Source organism: Nonomuraea sp. 3N208, assembly GCF_052245935.1.
Lineage (GTDB): Bacteria > Actinomycetota > Actinomycetes > Streptosporangiales > Streptosporangiaceae > Nonomuraea.
On the sequence record NZ_JBQQBR010000013.1, the window covers coordinates 52,109 to 67,217 of the forward strand.

17 protein-coding genes are annotated in these 15,109 nt (G+C 69.0%); 7 read left to right on the forward strand and 10 right to left on the reverse strand.

Annotated features, from left to right (window positions below):
• Positions 1 to 36: 36 nt before the first annotated feature.
• The 4 genes from ACTWPT_RS20870 to ACTWPT_RS20885 all read right to left on the reverse strand — a co-directional run bounded on the left by ACTWPT_RS20870 (position 37) and on the right by ACTWPT_RS20885 (position 4,582).
• A complete protein-coding gene (locus ACTWPT_RS20870; protein ID WP_443179084.1) occupies positions 37 to 405 on the reverse strand; it encodes a hypothetical protein in 369 nt (122 codons plus the stop codon).
• Positions 406 to 488: 83 nt separating this feature from the next.
• A complete protein-coding gene (locus tag ACTWPT_RS20875; RefSeq protein ID WP_443179085.1) occupies positions 489 to 2,513 on the reverse strand; it encodes a hypothetical protein in 2,025 nt (674 codons plus the stop codon).
• A gap of 195 nt (positions 2,514 to 2,708) precedes the next feature.
• A complete protein-coding gene (locus tag ACTWPT_RS20880; protein WP_443179086.1) occupies positions 2,709 to 3,866 on the reverse strand; it encodes a class I SAM-dependent methyltransferase in 1,158 nt (385 codons plus the stop codon).
• A 176-nt stretch (positions 3,867 to 4,042) separates the two neighbouring features.
• A complete protein-coding gene (locus ACTWPT_RS20885; RefSeq protein ID WP_443179087.1) occupies positions 4,043 to 4,582 on the reverse strand; it encodes a MarR family winged helix-turn-helix transcriptional regulator in 540 nt (179 codons plus the stop codon).
• 89 nt (positions 4,583 to 4,671) lie between these two features.
• Between ACTWPT_RS20885 and ACTWPT_RS20890 the strand changes: the two genes are divergently transcribed.
• From ACTWPT_RS20890 to groL, 3 genes are all read left to right on the forward strand, one after another.
• The gene (locus ACTWPT_RS20890; protein WP_443179088.1) at positions 4,672 to 5,529 is read left to right on the forward strand and encodes an NAD-dependent epimerase/dehydratase family protein; all 858 of its coding nucleotides are present in this window, start codon (positions 4,672 to 4,674) and stop codon (positions 5,527 to 5,529) included.
• A gap of 181 nt (positions 5,530 to 5,710) precedes the next feature.
• Positions 5,711 to 6,022, forward strand: coding sequence for a co-chaperone GroES (groES, locus tag ACTWPT_RS20895; RefSeq protein WP_043623565.1), 312 nt, complete (start codon positions 5,711 to 5,713; stop codon positions 6,020 to 6,022).
• A gap of 72 nt (positions 6,023 to 6,094) precedes the next feature.
• Positions 6,095 to 7,714: a chaperonin GroEL gene (gene groL / locus ACTWPT_RS20900; protein ID WP_443179089.1), complete on the forward strand. Its 1,620-nt coding sequence runs from the start codon at positions 6,095 to 6,097 to the stop codon at positions 7,712 to 7,714.
• A gap of 87 nt (positions 7,715 to 7,801) precedes the next feature.
• On the opposite strand, the gene ACTWPT_RS20905 is transcribed toward groL, so the two are convergent.
• The 3 genes from ACTWPT_RS20905 to ACTWPT_RS20915 all read right to left on the reverse strand — a co-directional run bounded on the left by ACTWPT_RS20905 (position 7,802) and on the right by ACTWPT_RS20915 (position 9,882).
• A complete protein-coding gene (locus ACTWPT_RS20905) occupies positions 7,802 to 9,049 on the reverse strand; it encodes an RNA polymerase sigma factor (protein WP_443179090.1) in 1,248 nt (415 codons plus the stop codon).
• Positions 9,046 to 9,405, reverse strand: coding sequence for a YciI family protein (locus ACTWPT_RS20910; RefSeq protein ID WP_443179091.1), 360 nt, complete (start codon positions 9,403 to 9,405; stop codon positions 9,046 to 9,048). The genes ACTWPT_RS20905 and ACTWPT_RS20910 overlap by 4 nt, the downstream gene beginning before the upstream one ends.
• 84 nt (positions 9,406 to 9,489) lie before the next feature.
• Entirely contained in the window at positions 9,490 to 9,882 is a 393-nt protein-coding gene (locus ACTWPT_RS20915; protein WP_443179092.1) for a YybH family protein, read from the reverse strand.
• 64 nt (positions 9,883 to 9,946) lie between these two features.
• Here ACTWPT_RS20915 and ACTWPT_RS20920 point away from each other — a divergent pair, with 64 nt between their 5' ends.
• Together ACTWPT_RS20920 and ACTWPT_RS20925 are read left to right on the forward strand one after the other, a co-directional pair.
• Complete coding sequence (locus ACTWPT_RS20920) at positions 9,947 to 10,318, forward strand: winged helix-turn-helix transcriptional regulator (RefSeq protein WP_443179093.1); 372 nt, start codon at positions 9,947 to 9,949, stop codon at positions 10,316 to 10,318.
• Positions 10,319 to 10,372: 54 nt separating this feature from the next.
• Complete coding sequence (locus ACTWPT_RS20925; protein ID WP_443179094.1) at positions 10,373 to 10,966, forward strand: DUF7711 family protein; 594 nt, start codon at positions 10,373 to 10,375, stop codon at positions 10,964 to 10,966.
• Between the two features lie 4 nt (positions 10,967 to 10,970).
• On the opposite strand, the gene ACTWPT_RS20930 is transcribed toward ACTWPT_RS20925, so the two are convergent.
• Positions 10,971 to 11,447, reverse strand: a complete 477-nt coding sequence (locus ACTWPT_RS20930) for a hypothetical protein (RefSeq protein WP_443179095.1) — start codon at positions 11,445 to 11,447, stop codon at positions 10,971 to 10,973.
• An 82-nt stretch (positions 11,448 to 11,529) separates the two neighbouring features.
• On the opposite strand from ACTWPT_RS20930, the gene ACTWPT_RS20935 reads away from it, so the two are divergent.
• Together ACTWPT_RS20935 and ACTWPT_RS20940 are read left to right on the forward strand one after the other, a co-directional pair.
• Positions 11,530 to 12,249, forward strand: coding sequence for a GNAT family N-acetyltransferase (locus ACTWPT_RS20935; RefSeq protein ID WP_443179096.1), 720 nt, complete (start codon positions 11,530 to 11,532; stop codon positions 12,247 to 12,249).
• 234 nt (positions 12,250 to 12,483) lie between these two features.
• On the forward strand, positions 12,484 to 13,119 hold the full coding sequence (locus tag ACTWPT_RS20940; protein ID WP_305924480.1) for a sigma-70 family RNA polymerase sigma factor: 636 nt from the start codon (positions 12,484 to 12,486) through the stop codon (positions 13,117 to 13,119).
• A 256-nt stretch (positions 13,120 to 13,375) separates the two neighbouring features.
• Here ACTWPT_RS20940 and ACTWPT_RS20945 read toward each other — a convergent pair whose 3' ends face one another.
• Positions 13,376 to 13,753: a DUF5319 domain-containing protein gene (locus ACTWPT_RS20945; RefSeq protein WP_443179097.1), complete on the reverse strand. Its 378-nt coding sequence runs from the start codon at positions 13,751 to 13,753 to the stop codon at positions 13,376 to 13,378.
• Between the two features lie 39 nt (positions 13,754 to 13,792).
• Entirely contained in the window at positions 13,793 to 14,803 is a 1,011-nt protein-coding gene (locus ACTWPT_RS20950) for a LuxR C-terminal-related transcriptional regulator (RefSeq protein WP_443179098.1), read from the reverse strand.
• Positions 14,804 to 15,109 lie beyond the last annotated feature (306 nt).

Here is a 15,109-nt window from a genome sequence, read left to right on the forward strand (position 1 = left end):
GGGTTCTGGGCGTGCGGACGGACGTAGTGACGGCGCCTAGGCCGGCCTGCCCCGCAGGGCGCGTAGGCGCAAGACCAGCGCCACACCCGTGAGGAGCGAGAACAGGCCCAGGACCCACCAGTCGGACGCGCGCCCGCCCATGGCCTGATCCTGGAGGTGGTTGATCGCGTGGAACGTGTTGGTGAACAGGAAGCCCGCCAGCACGACGGCGATCACGTCCCGCCACCACAAGGCGCCGAGCATCATCAGGCCGATGCCGATCTGGAAAACGCCCGCATCGTGCAGGAAATGGACGTGGTTGGGCCAGCCGGCCCACTCCGCGAAGCTCGCGGGGTCGATCCGCATCCACACGCCGGCGGCCAGCATCATGGCCGCCCCCACCACCACCGCAATCTTGACGAACATGCGTCCGCGCTCCTTTCGTCTCTGAGCAACGGACGCTCCCGATCAGGAGTACGTGACAGCCCCGGCTGTGACCTCCCCCACACTCAGTCCTTGGTCCTGCTGGGGCGCAGCAGCGCCTCGGCCAGGACCAGCATCGTCTCCTCCAGGGCGCTGAGGCGCTTGGTGAGGTCGGTGGCCGCGGGCGCGACGATGCCGGTGACCGTCTGGGCCAGCTCGTCTCGGTCGGGACGGGACCTGACGAGGTCGGTCAGCGTGTCGGCGGCCGCGGCCAGGCGTGCAGTCTGCTCGCCGGCCTGCGACTGGAGCTCCGAGATGCCCAAGGCCGTGGGGAGCCGGCCCACACGCTCGTTGACGGCCTCGATGCGGTCGTCCACCGCCTCCAGGTGAGCGCCGGCCTGCTCGGCGCGGGTGGCCAGGCCGTTCATGTGGGTGTCGAGGCCGTTGAAGCGGGTGTCGAGCCCGCCGAGGTGGCCGTCGATCGTGTCGAAGCGGCCGCTCAGGTGCTCCTCGGCCTCGCCCAGCCGCTCGTCGATGGCGTCCATCTGGCTGTCGAGCCGGTTGAAGCGCCCCTCGTTGCGGGTGGCGGTCTCGCCCAGGCGTTGGTCGGTGGCGACCACGCGCTCGTCGAGCGCGGTGAAGCGGGCGTCGATGCGCACGTCGAGCGCGTCGAAACGGTCATCGTGCCTGCCCAGGTGGTCGTCCATGGTGCCCAGCCGCTTGTCCACCGCACCGAGCCGGCCGTCCATGCCCGCGAGCCGCTTGTCGACGCCGCCCATCCTGCCGTCGAGACCGTCGAGCCTGGTGTCGATGTCGGCCAGGCACTCGTCGGCTGACTCCAGCCGGCCGTCCAATCCTGTGAGACTGGCGTCGAACCCGGTGAGCTTGGTGTCGAGCCCGAGCAACCTACCCTCGGCCCGGTCGAGTCTGGCGTCCACGCCGTCGAGCCTGGCCGTCAGGCGCTGCTCGCCCTCGCCGAGCTGCACGGCCAGGTGCTGGTCGGTCTCGTCGAGCCGGGTGGTGAGGCGCTGCTCGACGTCGGCCAGGTGGCCGTTGAGCTGCGCGTCGGCCTCCTTGAGGCGTACGGCGAGCCGCTCGTCCGCCGCGTCGAGCCGGCCGGCCAGCTGCTGGTCCGCCGCGTCGAGCCGGGCGGACAGCTGCTGGTCCGTCTCCTCGAGCCGGGCGGACAGGTGCTGGTGGCTCTCCTCCAGCCGGGCGGTGAGCCGCTGGTCGGTCTCGTCGAGCTTGGTGGTGAGGCGGTGGTCGGTCTCGTCCAGTTTGGCGGTGAGGCGGTGGTGAGTGTCGTCGAGCCTGAGGGTGAGGCTCTGGTCGGTCTCATCGAGCCGGATGGTGAGGCGTTGGTCCATTTCGCCCAGCCGGGTGGTCAGGTGCTCGCCGGTCTCCTCCAGGCGAGTCGTGAGGCGCTGCTCGGCCGTGTCTACCGTGCCGGCCATTTGCTCGGCCGCGCGGGTCAGCCGATCGTTGACGTCCTCGGACAGCTCGCCGACCGCGGACTCCACGCGGTCGGTGCGGGTGGCCAGCTCGGCCACCGACTTGTCGAGCCTGGTGAAGCGGGTGGCGGCGGCTTCCATGCTGGAGTTGAGGCCGGCCAGCAGTGTGGCGAAATCGGACATATTCCTGGTGATGCCGTCTGTGGTGTCGAGCACGGACTGCAGGCGTTTGAGTGCTTCGTCGACGTTTTCGCCTACGGTGCCCAGGTCGGACCAGAGGCTCGGCAGCTCCGTGATCGGGCTCACGCGGACGTCCACGTGACCCACCCGCTCGCCGACCGCGTCGACGTGGTCGCGGACCGCCTCCACATGCTGGGCCAGGCCTTCCGCCCACATCGGCGGCTTGGCGGTGATGTCCTCCAGCCGCCCGTTGACCGACTCCAGGGTGCCGCTCAGACCGCCCAGCTCGCGCTCGCGTACCTCCCGGAGCAGCCATTCCATGCCCTCGAGCCGTTGGCGGATCTCGTCCAGCACGGCACCCTGCGTGCGCTGCTCGTACACGTGGTCCTGGGAGGCGCGCTGGAGCAGGTCTCGCATCCTCTCGGAGATGCCGGAATGGCCTCCTGCCTGAAGAAGGGTGGTGTGATTGGAATTGTCCACCGAAAGGCTCCTTCGCGTCGCCGACGGTCTGCCGCGCAGCGGTGGGGTAGGTCCGGTTTGCAGATGAAAGGGCGAGAACGTTGGTAACCGCATTAGGGGGAGAACTCCCGCCCGTCCACCTTAGCCTTTCGATCACCGTCCGTCAGCGCCGAATTGAAAGATCGCGGTTAACGGAAGAATGGCCGGTTTCCCTGTTCAGGCAGGTGGGGAGGTGTCGCAGATGATGGCATATGGCCGAGCCATAATCCGCGTCAAGATGATTACTGCCGACCTTTCCCCGTTGAGTCGCAAATCCGTGCGGAGGCGCTCGATGTCGAGGGCGGAAGCCCGCTTCTTGATGGTGACATTTCCGATTTGCCGTTCACGGAGGGCTGCACGCAGCTTTTTCAGCGAGAACGGCATAATGTCCTCGACTTCGTATCTCGCGGCCCATGGGGTGTCCACCAGCTCGTCGGCCGCGATGTACGCCACCAGCGGATCGAGCAGGCGGCCGCCGACCAGCTCGGCCACCTCGCCTACGAGGTGAGCCCGGATCGCGGCGCCGTCGGGCTCGTAGATGTAGCGCCCCATCGCGCCGACCGGGGCCCTGACGTTGGTGGCGGTCATGGTGTGGCCGCCAGGCAGCAGCGTGGCGCGGCGGGTCGGCTGGTCCGTGGACCAGAGGGTGGCCTCCTTGACCTCGCCCTTGTACGAGACCCACTCGGCCTCGGCCTGCTCCGGTATGAACTCGTACGGGATGCCCGGCGCGACCTTGAGGCAGGCCCGCTCCGCTCTGGAGAACAGGCCGAGCACCACGGGCCAGGGCGGCGAGTAAGCCAGGGGGTCGAACGTCCTGCCCCGGCTCGTCCGCCGTGCCGGGTCGGCGAACAGCACGTCGTAGTCCTCCGGCCGGACGGCGGCCGCATCCCCCACGGTCACCGTCACCCGGTCGGCCGGCCCGAGCGCCTCGGCGTTGGCTCTGGCCACGGCGACCGTCAGGGGGTCGATGTCCACGGCCGTCACCGTGCAGCCGGCGCGGGCCAGGGCCAGGAAGTCGCCACCGATACCGCAGCAGGCGTCCACGACCGAGGCCCCGGCCAGGCGGCGGGCGCGGTGCTCGGCCACCTCCGCCCGCGTGGACTGCTCCAGGCCATGAGGCGTGAAGTACATCCTGCGGGCGTCGTCGCCGAACTTGGCCTTGGCACGTTCCCGCAGGCCGGCCTGGGTCAGGGCGGCCGAGGTGAGGGGAGCGTCATAGGTTTTGCGCAGTTTCGTGGCGGCGGCGACCGGGTCGGCGCCGACGAGCTCCCCGGCCTCGGCGAGCGCCCGTTGGCCGCGCGGCGTCAGCAGCTCGTTGAACGCGTCGAGGTCCACGTCACAGGACGTTATCGCGCCCGCGAGACCCATCGAGACGCCGCCCGCGTTCCCAGGACCGTCGCTCCATGCGGTGCCCGGGCGCATCCGCCCGGGGCCGTCACCACCCGTACCCGCCGCCTGGGCCCAGGCGGCGCCAGAACCGGGCAAGCCCGCCCGGGCCAGGGTGCGCCGCCCTAGGAGCCTGAGAGGGCGCGGGTCTCCCCCGGAGGAGCGTCGCAGGGGGCGGTGTCGCCCAGGGAGAGGAGGAGTTTGCGGAGGAGGCCGGCCAAGGTGTCGCGGTCGGGGGCGGAGAGCCCGGACAGCAGGCGGTCCTCGTTGGCCGTGTGCCGCTCCAGCAGGTCGTCGGCCACCCGCCGCCCCTCGTCCGTCAGCGTGACCAGTGTCATCCGGCGGTTTCCCGGCGCCGGCCAGCGCTCCACCAGCCCGCGCTCCACCAGGCGGTCCATGCGATTGGTCAGCGCGCCCGGGCTGATCATCGCGGCCGCCGACACGTCCTTCATGCACATGGTGGCGTCCTCGCCACTCCTGAGCAGCGTGGTGAGCATGTCGAACTCCCACGCCTCCAGCCCGTGCTCGGCCAGGAACTCCTTGACCCCGCGCTCCAGCAGCCGCGACGCCCGTGACACCCGGCCGATCACACCCAAGGGGGAGACGTCGACGTCGGGCCGGGTGCAGGCCCACTGCCCGAGCATCGTGTCCACCACGTCATCCATGCCGGTAATCGTACGACATTGAAATGTTCGAAGTTGTACGCTAGCTTCGGCGTACAAATGTTCAATGTCGAAATGTTTGGGGTGGGACAATGAAGGTGCTGGTCGCAGGTGCGACGGGCTACATCGGCGCGGCCGTGATGGAGCGGCTGGCCGGGCGGGGGCATGAGGTGGTGGCGTTCGTACGGCCCACGGCCGGCGGAGTCAGACGCGTGCCGGCCGCGGCCGACGAGCGCTACGGGGACCTGGCGGACGCCTCGACCTTGCAGGCCGCGATCACCGCCGACATCGACGCGGTCGTGCACGCGGGCCAGCTGACCGGCGACCAGGGCACCGACCTGGCGACCATCGCCGCTCTGGCAGGGTCGGGCAAGAAGGTCGTCTACGTGAGCGGCGTCTGGGTGCTCGGCGAGACCGACGGCGCGGACGAGGACAGCCCGGCGAAGCCGATTCCGCTCGTGGCGTACCGGCACGAGGTGGAGCGGCTGATACTCGACGGCGGCGGCTCCGTGGTGCGGCCCGGCGTCGTCCATGGACGCGGCGCGGGCATCCCGGCGTTGCTGCGCGGCCAGGCCGCCCAGCGCGGGACCGGCGTTTACGTCCATGCCGGCGGCGAGGTGCCGACGTGGACGTTCGTGCACGTGGACGACTTGGCCGAGCTGATCGTGACCGCGGCCGAGAAGGGTGGCGCGACCGTCTACCACGCCGTCAGCGAGGAAGCCGTGCCCGTGACCGCCGTGGCCGAGGCGGCGGCCAGGTCAGCCGGCGTCAAGGAGACGGCCGAGCCTTGGCCGCTCGAGGAGGCGGCCAAACTGCTCGGGGAGGGCTTCGCGCACGCGCTGTCGATCAGTCAGCGGGTCAGCGCCGCCCGCACCCGCCAGGCCCTCGGCTGGAGTCCCGTCCGGCCCGGCATCGTGGCCGACCTCACACAGGGTTCGTACGCCGAATAAGGCCTGATCGCTCTGAGCAGACGCGTTCGTGTTGACTGTCAAGCCCCTCTTGCATATGTTTCCTGTTGGCACTCTCACCTTGAGAGTGCCAACGTGCGACGAGGCAGGTCTGACACCCGCGACGGCAGGCCCCGCTGGTCGCCTCTTCTAGATCATTCAAATCTGAAGGGGAGGTCCGATCGTGACGACCGCCACTAAGGTTCCCGTTAAGCCGCTCGGCGACCGCATCGTGGTTCAGCCGCTCGAGGCTGAGCAGACGACCGCTTCCGGCCTGGTTATCCCAGACACCGCCAAGGAGAAGCCGCAAGAGGGCAAGGTCCTCGCGGTGGGCCCTGGCAACTGGGACGAGGACGGCGACAAGCGGATTCCGCTCGACGTCTCGGAGGGCGACATCGTCCTCTACAGCAAGTACGGCGGCACCGAGGTCAAGTACGGCGGCGAGGAGTACCTCGTGCTCTCCGCCCGCGACGTTCTCGCGATCATCGAGAAGTAAGCCGGATGTGTCGAGCCCCGGGCGCTCTTGAGGGCGACCGGGGCTTTCGACGCTAGGAGAGGACTTTCAGCAATGGCGAAGATCCTGGAGTTCGACGAGGACGCCCGCCGCGCACTTGAGCGCGGCGTCAACGCCCTCGCGGACGCCGTGAAGGTTACCCTCGGCCCGCGTGGCCGCAATGTCGTCATCGACAAGAAGTTCGGTGCGCCGACGATCACGAACGATGGTGTGACCATCGCTCGTGAAATCGAGCTGGAAGAGCGCTACGAAAACCTCGGCGCCCAGCTCGCCAAGGAAGTGGCGACCAAGACCAACGACATCGCGGGTGACGGCACCACCACCGCGACCGTCCTGGCCCAGGCCATGGTCCGCGAGGGCCTGCGCAACGTGGCGGCCGGCGCCTCGCCGCTGTCGCTCAAGCGCGGCATCGACAAGGCCGCCGCGGCGATCAGCGACAAGCTGCTCGCGAGCGCCCGCCCGGTCGAGGACAAGAAGGAGATCGCGAACGTCGCCACGATCTCCGCTCAGGACGCGCAGATCGGCGACCTGATCGCCGAGGCGTTCGACAAGGTGGGCAAGGACGGTGTCCTCACCGTCGAAGAGTCCAACGCCATGGGCATGGAGCTCGAGTTCACCGAGGGCATGCAGTTCGACAAGGGTTACCTGTCGGCCTACATGGTGACCGACCCCGAGCGGATGGAGTCCGTCCTGGAGGACGCCTACATCCTGCTCACCCAGAGCAAGATCTCCTCCATCGCGGACTTCCTGCCGCTGCTGGAGAAGATCGCCCAGACGAAGAAGCCGCTGCTCGTGGTCGCCGAGGACGTCGAGGGCGAGGCCCTGGCCGTCCTGGTCACCAACAAGATCCGCGGCACGTTCACCTCCGTGGGCGTCAAGGCCCCGGGCTTCGGCGACCGCCGCAAGGCGATGCTGCAGGACATGGCCATCCTCACCGGCGGCCAGGTCGTCAGCGAGGAGGTCGGCCTCAAGCTGGAGCACGTCGGTCTCGAGGTGCTCGGCCAGGCCCGCCGCATCGTGGTCACCAAGGACAACACCACGATCGTCGACGGCGCCGGTGACCAGCAGGCCATCGAGGACCGCGTCAAGGAGATCAGGCTCGCCATCGAGCAGTCGGACTCCGACTGGGACCGCGAGAAGCTGCAGGAGCGCCTGGCCAAGCTCGCCGGCGGTGTGTGCGTGCTGCGCGTCGGTGCCGCCACCGAGGTCGAGCTCAAGGAGAAGAAGCACCGTCTCGAGGACGCGATCTCCGCGACGCGCGCCGCGATCGAGGAGGGCATCGTCTCCGGCGGTGGCTCCGCGCTGATCCACGTCTCCAAGGACCTCGACGACCTCGGCCTGTCGGGCGACGAGGCCACGGGCGTCGGCGTGGTCCGTCGCGCGCTGGTCGAGCCGGCCCGCTGGATCGCCGAGAACGCCGGTCTCGAGGGCTACGTGGTCACCCACAAGATTGCCGAGCTGCAGCCTGGTCACGGCCTCAACGCCGCGACCGGCGAATACGGCAACCTGCTCGACCAGGGCGTCATCGACCCGGTGAAGGTCACGCGGTCGGCCGTGCAGAACGCGGCCTCCATCGCGGGCATGCTGCTCACCACCGAGGTGCTTGTGGTGGACAAGCCCGAGGAGGAGGCCCAGGCCGCCGGCCAGGGCCACGGTCACGGCCACGGCCACTGACCCGTCCGTCCGTCGTACGGCCCGCGTCCCATTGCCCGGGGTGCGGGCCGTACGGCGTTCTCACGCTCCCGTTCCGCTGCGCTGCGGCTACGGCAGCTCCGCGAGGCGTCCGGTCAGGAACTCTCGCTCGGCCTCGTTCCTGGTGAGCTCCAGCGCCTTGCGGTACGCGGCCGTCGCCTCCTCAGTGCGGCCGAGCCGGCGCAGCAGGTCCGCCTTGATCGCCGGCAGGTACTGGTATCCCGCGAGCCGGGTGTCCTTCTCCAGCTCCTCCACTTCGGCGAGCGCCTGCGCCGGGCCGGAGACGTGGGCCAGGGCCACCGTCCGGTTCAACGCCACCACTGGGGACGGCCACACCTTCAGCAGCTCGTCGTACAGGGTCACGATCTGCGGCCAGTCCGTCTGCTCGTAGGCCGGCGCCTCGGCATACAGTGCCGCGATCGCGGCCTGCAGCACGTAGCGCCCCGGCCGCCCGCCGCGCAGGCCGTTCACGATCAGGTCGTGCGCCTCGGCGATCGCCGCCCGGTCCCATCGCGAGCGATCCTGCTCCTCCAGCCGCAGCAACCGGCCATGGGCGTCGACTCTGGTGGCCCGCCGGGCGTCGGTGACCAGCAGCAGGGCGAGCAGCCCCCACACCTCCCGCTCGTCGGGCATCAGCTCGCGCAGCATGCGGGCGAGGTGCAGCGCCTGGTCCATCAGGTCCGCACGCATCAGCGACGCGCCCGACGGCGCGGTGTGCCCGGTGGTGAACAGCAGGTGGATCACACCGAGCACCCCGCGTAGCCGGTCCGGCAGCGCCGCCGCCCCGGGCACCCGGTACGGGATCCTGGCGACCGAGATCTTCTTCTTCGCCCGGGTCAGCCGCGCGGCCATCGTCGTCTCCGGCACCAGGAACGCGCGGGCGATGTCCCCGGTGGGCACCCCGCACACCAGCCTGAGGGTGAGCGCCAGCTGCGCCTCCTGCGCCAGCGCCGGATGGCAGCACATGAAGATCAGCCGCAGCCGCTCGTCCGGCACCGCGTACTCGGATTCGTCCATGTCACCCTCGTCCGCTGCCTCCTCCACCGGCTCGGGCTCGATCAGCAGCGGCAGCTTCGCGCGGAACACCCGCTCCCGCCGTATCGCGTCCACCGCGCGCCGTCTGGCGGCGGTGGTGAGCCAGGCCGCCGGGTTGTCAGGGATCCCGTCGCGCTCCCAGCTCGCCAGCGCCGCGGCGTACGCCTCCTGCACACACTCCTCGGCCAGGTCCAGGTCCCCGGCCACGCGTGCCGTCGACGCGAGAACCAGGGCCCAGCGGCGGCGGTGCGCGTCCGCGACCGCCGCTTCGACGTCTTTCATCCTTCAGCGGGGGCCTTGACGAATCCACTCGCCACGGGCCGAACCTCGACGCCGCCCCCGAGCCAGTTGATGGGATTGCGCTTGGCGATCTCCAGCGCGGCGTCCAGGTCGGGCGCCTCGATCACGTAGAAGCCGGCGACGACCTCCTTGGCGTCGAGGAAGGGCCCGTCCGTCACGACGTCTCCACGGACCGTGGTCGCCATGGTGCTCGGCTGCAGCGCGAACGCCGTGAGCATGGTGCCGCCCAGCTTCTCGACGTCCTCACCGTGCCGGTCATGTGCCTCGCGCTGCTCCGGAGTCAGGTCGTCGGCGTCGGCGGGGGCCGGTGCGAACAGCATGATTGCGTACTGGGCCATGGGGTTCTCCCTTTTCCGATGGCGAATCTTGCCCTACACCCTTATGTCGGATGGCCGCCGCGAATTCGACAGCACTCGTCCAGATTAGGAGGCGGCTTCCCGTCCCACCCCGAACGGGTTGTCGATGACATACCGCCAGCGCCCGTCCTGCCCGCGATGCGCGACGTCGGTCGCGGTGCCCTCGATGCGCACCGGCCGTCCGTCGTGGTCCGTGCCCTCGATGACCCAGTCCACGATCAGCAGCGCGGTGTCTCCCGACGCGTAAACATGCCGGGGGCGAACGCTGATCGGCACCCCGAGGCCCACGAACCGCGCGTTGGCGGCCTGCGCCTCGGCCCCGGTCAGCGCGGCGCCCGGCTCCGGAACGAACACGGCTGCGCTCTCGTACACTTCGGCCACCGCCGCCGGATCGCCGCTGTTGAACCGCTCCGCGAACACCAGCGGCACGTCCTCCGGCCGCTCCGCGAGCTCTCGCATCCTCAACGCACGTCCTTCCAGAAGGTAGTAGTAGGGGGACGCGGCAACGCTAGGAGGCGCCTTCGTGACTCACCAAACGGTTGGTCACCGTCACGCGACCCGCCCGGGCCTGCCCGAGGACCCGCGTGCGGCCGTCACAGAACCCACCCCGTCGTGTCCGGTCGAGATCACCCTGGCCGCCCTGCGTGGTCGTTGGACGACCTTGGTCATCCGCGAGCTTCTGCACGGCGAGCGCACCTTCACCGAACTCCGCCAGGCGCTGCCTGCGCTGTCGGACAAGGTCCTGTCCGATCGGCTGGCACATCTCACCGAAGCAGGCGTCGTGAACCGGCGGCGCGAGCCCGGCTGGCCGTCCAGCACCCACTACGGGCTGACCCCGCACGGGCGCCGCCTCGGCCCCGTACTCCAAGCCCTCTGGGACTGGGGCGCCCGGTGACCTCGAGGTTGTCCGTACGCTGGTCGCGAGCCAAGCGTAGGGAGGCGGCGCAGGATGCGGTACGAGCGGGCGGTGGAGCGGTTGCGGATGCTCGCCGAGGCGTGCGACCAGACCAGACGCGTGCCGGCGGCGGAGCCGTTCCTGCGTGCCGCGTATGTCTTCGGTGATCTTCTGGAGGGCGTCGATCCCATTGATCACATCGAGGCCGTCTTCGTGCTGAACCTGCCGCCGGAGGAGGTGACCTGGGGCTCTCAACCGCCCGGCACCGCGTGGCTGGTCGACTTCCTGCGGCTGGACCAGGGCGGCATCGCCTACTACTGGCGGTCCTTCCGGGATCCGGTGTGGAACCACGTCATCCGGGGCCCGGTCCGGTTCTGGTCGTTGGACGGGCTCGACAAGGGCGTGCTGGACGCGCTGCGCGGGCGGCGCTTCGATCGGCTGCGACGGGTGACGGCCGGCGCCGAGGAGGAGCGCACGCAGGTCGCCGGCGAGCTCGAAGCGGCTCTCGAGCACCTGCGTGCCGTACATCGTTCGTACTGGGAGCGGCAGTGGCGGCGAGAGCACCGGGGGATCGGCCGGTATCCGGAGCATCACCTGTGGGAGGCCGTTCAGGGGTATCTGGAGCTGCTCGACACCCGCGACGAATGATCCTTTATAGGCTGGCCACCCCGGCACTGCGCCGGATCGGGCACGGATGGGCAGCGTGCCGGTTCGGGCAGCAGATCATGCCGATGGTGGCGAACCGGCCACCCTGCAGCCATTCGCCCCACTGCACGTCCACACCGCGTGGCAGCAAGTCCCTGGCGCCCGCCAGCCGGTCGTCCAACGGGATGCGGTCGGGCACGAGGAGCGCGTCGCTCATGTCGCCGTACGCGGCCGCGAGCCAGCCGACCGCCGCCTCGACGTCGTCGAAGCTGGCCGCGATCCGGGAGGCGGGCTTGGCCAGCCAATCGCCCGTCCGCATCGGGGGCAGGGCGGACACCCGGAAGTCGGGCGAATCCGGCCGCCGCTCGGCCTCGTTGTCGCGATCGGCGCCGGCACCCGTCCACTGGTAGGCGTGCCAATGCATGACGATCCGCGCCTCCCGTAGAGCGCTGAGGGCCGGCCCCTGCTTGGTGCGACCAGGCATGGACCTCCCTCATGTTGATTCCCGCCGCACAGCGCGGCACGCGGGCTGGCGCCGAACCCGCATCGGACGGGATCATCGACGGATGTCGTTGCGTTCTCTGGATGAAGCGCGTCGGTTGTGGGTGAACCTGGCTCGGGTGCCGGCCACGTTCCCCGTACGCGGCGGGGTGAATGTCGTGGTCTCCCCCGAGTCGTTGTTGTGCCCGCCGGGATGGGCCGGCGTCGTCGCCCTGGATGGCGCGGTCCTGGCCACCGTCCCCGATGCCGGCCTGATCGAGCCGTTGCGGAGCACGCTGGTCCACCACGTGCGGGAAGCCGACGACGATCTGGGTTCGCTGCCGGCTCAGGTGCCCGCAGTGGAGGTTCTGGGGCCGGCGACGCTGGCGTACCTGGACGCCGGCGACTTCGTCGCCGTCCATGCCGATGCCGAGATCGAACGCGTGCCTGCGGTCCATCGTGACGTACGCGCGCTGATGGCGGCGGTGGAGCAGCCGGAGGCGGAGGAGAGCGGTCTGGAGGAGATCACTTCGGCCGCTTTCGTCGTCCGTGCGGGGCATGATGTGGTCGCCGCAGCCGGGTACCAGTCATGGCTCGGTACGGCGGCTCACCTGTCCATCCTGACCGCTCCCGGGTATCGCGGCCGCGGGCTTGCCCGGCAGGTGGCCTCCGCGGCGGTCGCGGATGCCTTGGCGGGCGGCTTGTTGCCGCAGTGGAGGGCCCGCCCTGAGCCGTCGCGACGCGTCGCTCGAGCGCTTGGGTTCCGAGAGCTCGGCTCGCAGCTCAGCATGCGGCTCAAGAGGTGACCTGGCCGGGCATGGGGAGAAGTGGGGGAAAAGGTGGATTATTGGAGTAAACCGGAAGAGGGTGATAAGCGTCTATGGTCTGACAATTGACGTGCATTTCGGGTTGTGGAGTGAAATATTATGTCGGGTAATAAGTCTTAGTGTGGTCGATTGATTACTGCTCGTTATCGTCGCTTCAATGTGACCAATCCGTAGCCGTTCGCCATGACGACAGGCAGGATCAACGCGGGCATCATGCCTATCGTGAGCGAGGGAAGCGTCGCCGACGCCAAAATTGGGGTAAGGCTCGCGTCGAGACTTCCGGCACGGACGGATGACTCCGACCTTAGGGAACTGACGAGCCTCGCCGTGCAGGGAGATCGCAGTGCGATCGAATCTCTGCTCGGTGAGTTGCGTCCGATGGTGGTGCGGTATTGCCGCGCCAGGCTGGGCAGGGTTTCAGGGCAATATCACATTGCCGATGACGTTGCCCAGGAGGTGTGCATCGCGGTGTTGTCCGCGCTGCCGCGGTACCGGGACATGGGGCGGCCCTTCGCGTCCTTCGTCTTCGGGATCGCCTCGCACAAGGTGGCCGACGCTCTGCGGAGTTCGGTGCGGTCGGCCGTGCCGACCCAGGATCTGCCGGACGGCCCGGACGACGGGCCGGGACCCGAGGAGACCGTGGTCCGCTACATCGAGGTCGAGCACGCGCGCAGGCTGCTGGCCAGGCTGCCAGAGAACCAGCGGGAATTGCTGCTCATGCGAGTGGTCTCGGGGCTGTCCGCGGAGGAGACCGGTAATGTACTCGGTATGTCACCAGGTGCGGTCCGCGTCGCCCAGCATCGGGCATTGGCCAGGTTGCGGCAGATGGCCGAGCTGGAGTCGGCTTGACGCCAGAGGAAGAGACCGACGCGCTGCTCGATGCGCTCGGCTGTGGTGAGGACTCTCAAGGGGTCCGTCAGAGCATGATTTACCAAGGCTCGGTCCACCACGGCGATCCGGCTGTGCGGCTGCTGGCCGCTCTCGTCACAGATGTCCTTGACGGTGACGAGGGTGGTCTCCGGCATTCCTCCGTGTTCGGCGGCGGTGGGCTGGGCTCTGCCGGTGACGGTGACCGCGCGGGCTCATCCGTGCTCGGTGGTGTCGGTCAGTGGCGTTCCTCCGTGTCGATGACGCCATCGACGTAGCCTCTGGCGTACTCCCAAGTGACGTAGTCGGCCGGGTCGGGGTGAAAGGCAGGCTCGTGGACCTGGGGCTGGCCTTTCTCGATCATTTGTCGTAGGTTGCCGCGCAGCAGCTCCCAGTCGAAGAAGTGCTGCTCGCCGCATTCCGGGCAGTCGAGCACGAGACCCAGCACCCCCTGCGGTTCGAGCAGAGAGCGGAAGACCTCGACGTCGGCGAGGTCGGTGATGGCCTCGTCACGTTCTTGTGCGGTCAGTGGCTCCGCGTCGTCGAGCGCTCCCATCGCCGAGGAAGGGTCGTTCGGGTCGTCCGCGAACGGGTCGCGGGGGACGTCTTCCAGCACCTTCCCACCATATGACCGATGCGGCCCGAGCGGAGAGTATTAGCTGAGCCATCCACGCCGGGTGGCCTCCACACCTGCATGGAAGCGCGACTGCGTGCCGAGCTCGGCCATGGCGTCGGCGAACCTGGCGCGTACCGTCCTGACCGACACGCGCAGCTGGCGGGCGATCGACTCGTCACACATGCCCTGCGCCGCCAGGCGCAGGACCTGCACCATCCCGCCGTCCCTGCGGCCCCAGGGGAGGGGGACAGCCCGGGCCCACAGCTCGTCGAAGAGCGTGCGGAGGACGCCGACCATGATCGGCGTGCGGATGAGGTAGAAGTTGTACGCGTGGTCGGGCAGGTTGCCGCCCCAGGAGGCGGGCAGACCCGCGACCTCCGGCCCCGCGGTCATGAACCAGCTCGGGACGTTGCGCAGCGTGCGTACCCTGCCGCCGGCCTCGACGAGTTCGATCAGCTGGTCGCGGACGCCGGGCACCGTGAGGGTGGCGACCGGGATGACGGCGCGAACCGTAAGAAGGTTTCGTTTTTGCGCATCTATCCATGGGTCCGCAAATTTACGGACAAAGTCAGTCATAGTGCGCTCATCCGGAATGGCGATGAGCAATTCCATTCCGGGCGACTGCACCGCTATGCCCACAACGCTTTCGTAGAGCACGTCCGCGCCGCTCGCCATTTCCACGGTGAACGGGCCGCTCTGGTAGTCCCGGCCGGCGTCGTAGTCGCGGATCAGGGTGCGGATCGAGCCGAGTGCCGAGTCGATCATGCGGCTCTCCTCGGCCAGCCGGTCCAGACGCTCGGCGATCAACCGGCCGAGGGCTGCGGCCGGGTGCCTGGCCAGGTATTCTCCTGATCGTTCGTCGACCACGCCCAGCTTGACGAGGTCGTCGAGCTGGCGGCCGACCTTCTCCACGGGCCCGTCCATGGCCTGTGCGAGATCCGTGCGCGTCGCTCTGTGCAGCCGCAGAATGGCCGTGTAGAGCGCACGCTGGGCGGGATCGAGGCCCAGCGTCTCGAAGGGATCTGACCCGATGCGGGACTCGTTGCGCATTATGTGCGGCTCCGTTGGGGGTTCACGGCGTGCCGCGAGAATAACGCCGCATTCGGCTCGTGTCCGCTGCTTGCGCCGACTCGCCACCCCTGCGATGCAACTTCGTGCAATTGCACGTTTTTACCTTGCGATGTGCCGTTGAGTAACGCAGTCTTTACTTAGCGTCGGCATCCTCTAGAGGCAGTGGTGGTCGCGTCGCTCATCAGAACGCGGAGGGGGGTTCGGTGGTGCGTCGCGTCACCGCAACGGGTGCCGGTGGCCGGGGGATGGGACGGATCACCGACCGTCCCATCCCCCGGCACTTTT

Coding starts and splice junctions, on each gene's coding strand:
- ACTWPT_RS20925 (WP_443179094.1), top strand. CDS start 10,373: ATGCGGTACGAGCGGGCGGTGGAGCGGTTGCGGATGCTCGCCGAGGCG.
- ACTWPT_RS20950 (WP_443179098.1), bottom strand. CDS start 14,803: ATGCGCAACGAGTCCCGCATCGGGTCAGATCCCTTCGAGACGCTGGGC.
- ACTWPT_RS20885 (WP_443179087.1), bottom strand. CDS start 4,582: ATGGATGACGTGGTGGACACGATGCTCGGGCAGTGGGCCTGCACCCGG.
- ACTWPT_RS20930 (WP_443179095.1), bottom strand. CDS start 11,447: ATGCCTGGTCGCACCAAGCAGGGGCCGGCCCTCAGCGCTCTACGGGAG.
- ACTWPT_RS20910 (WP_443179091.1), bottom strand. CDS start 9,405: ATGGCCCAGTACGCAATCATGCTGTTCGCACCGGCCCCCGCCGACGCC.
- ACTWPT_RS20890 (WP_443179088.1), top strand. CDS start 4,672: ATGAAGGTGCTGGTCGCAGGTGCGACGGGCTACATCGGCGCGGCCGTG.
- groL (WP_443179089.1), top strand. CDS start 6,095: ATGGCGAAGATCCTGGAGTTCGACGAGGACGCCCGCCGCGCACTTGAG.
- ACTWPT_RS20870 (WP_443179084.1), bottom strand. CDS start 405: ATGTTCGTCAAGATTGCGGTGGTGGTGGGGGCGGCCATGATGCTGGCC.
- ACTWPT_RS20905 (WP_443179090.1), bottom strand. CDS start 9,049: ATGAAAGACGTCGAAGCGGCGGTCGCGGACGCGCACCGCCGCCGCTGG.
- ACTWPT_RS20940 (WP_305924480.1), top strand. CDS start 12,484: ATGCCTATCGTGAGCGAGGGAAGCGTCGCCGACGCCAAAATTGGGGTA.
- ACTWPT_RS20915 (WP_443179092.1), bottom strand. CDS start 9,882: ATGCGAGAGCTCGCGGAGCGGCCGGAGGACGTGCCGCTGGTGTTCGCG.
- ACTWPT_RS20935 (WP_443179096.1), top strand. CDS start 11,530: ATGTCGTTGCGTTCTCTGGATGAAGCGCGTCGGTTGTGGGTGAACCTG.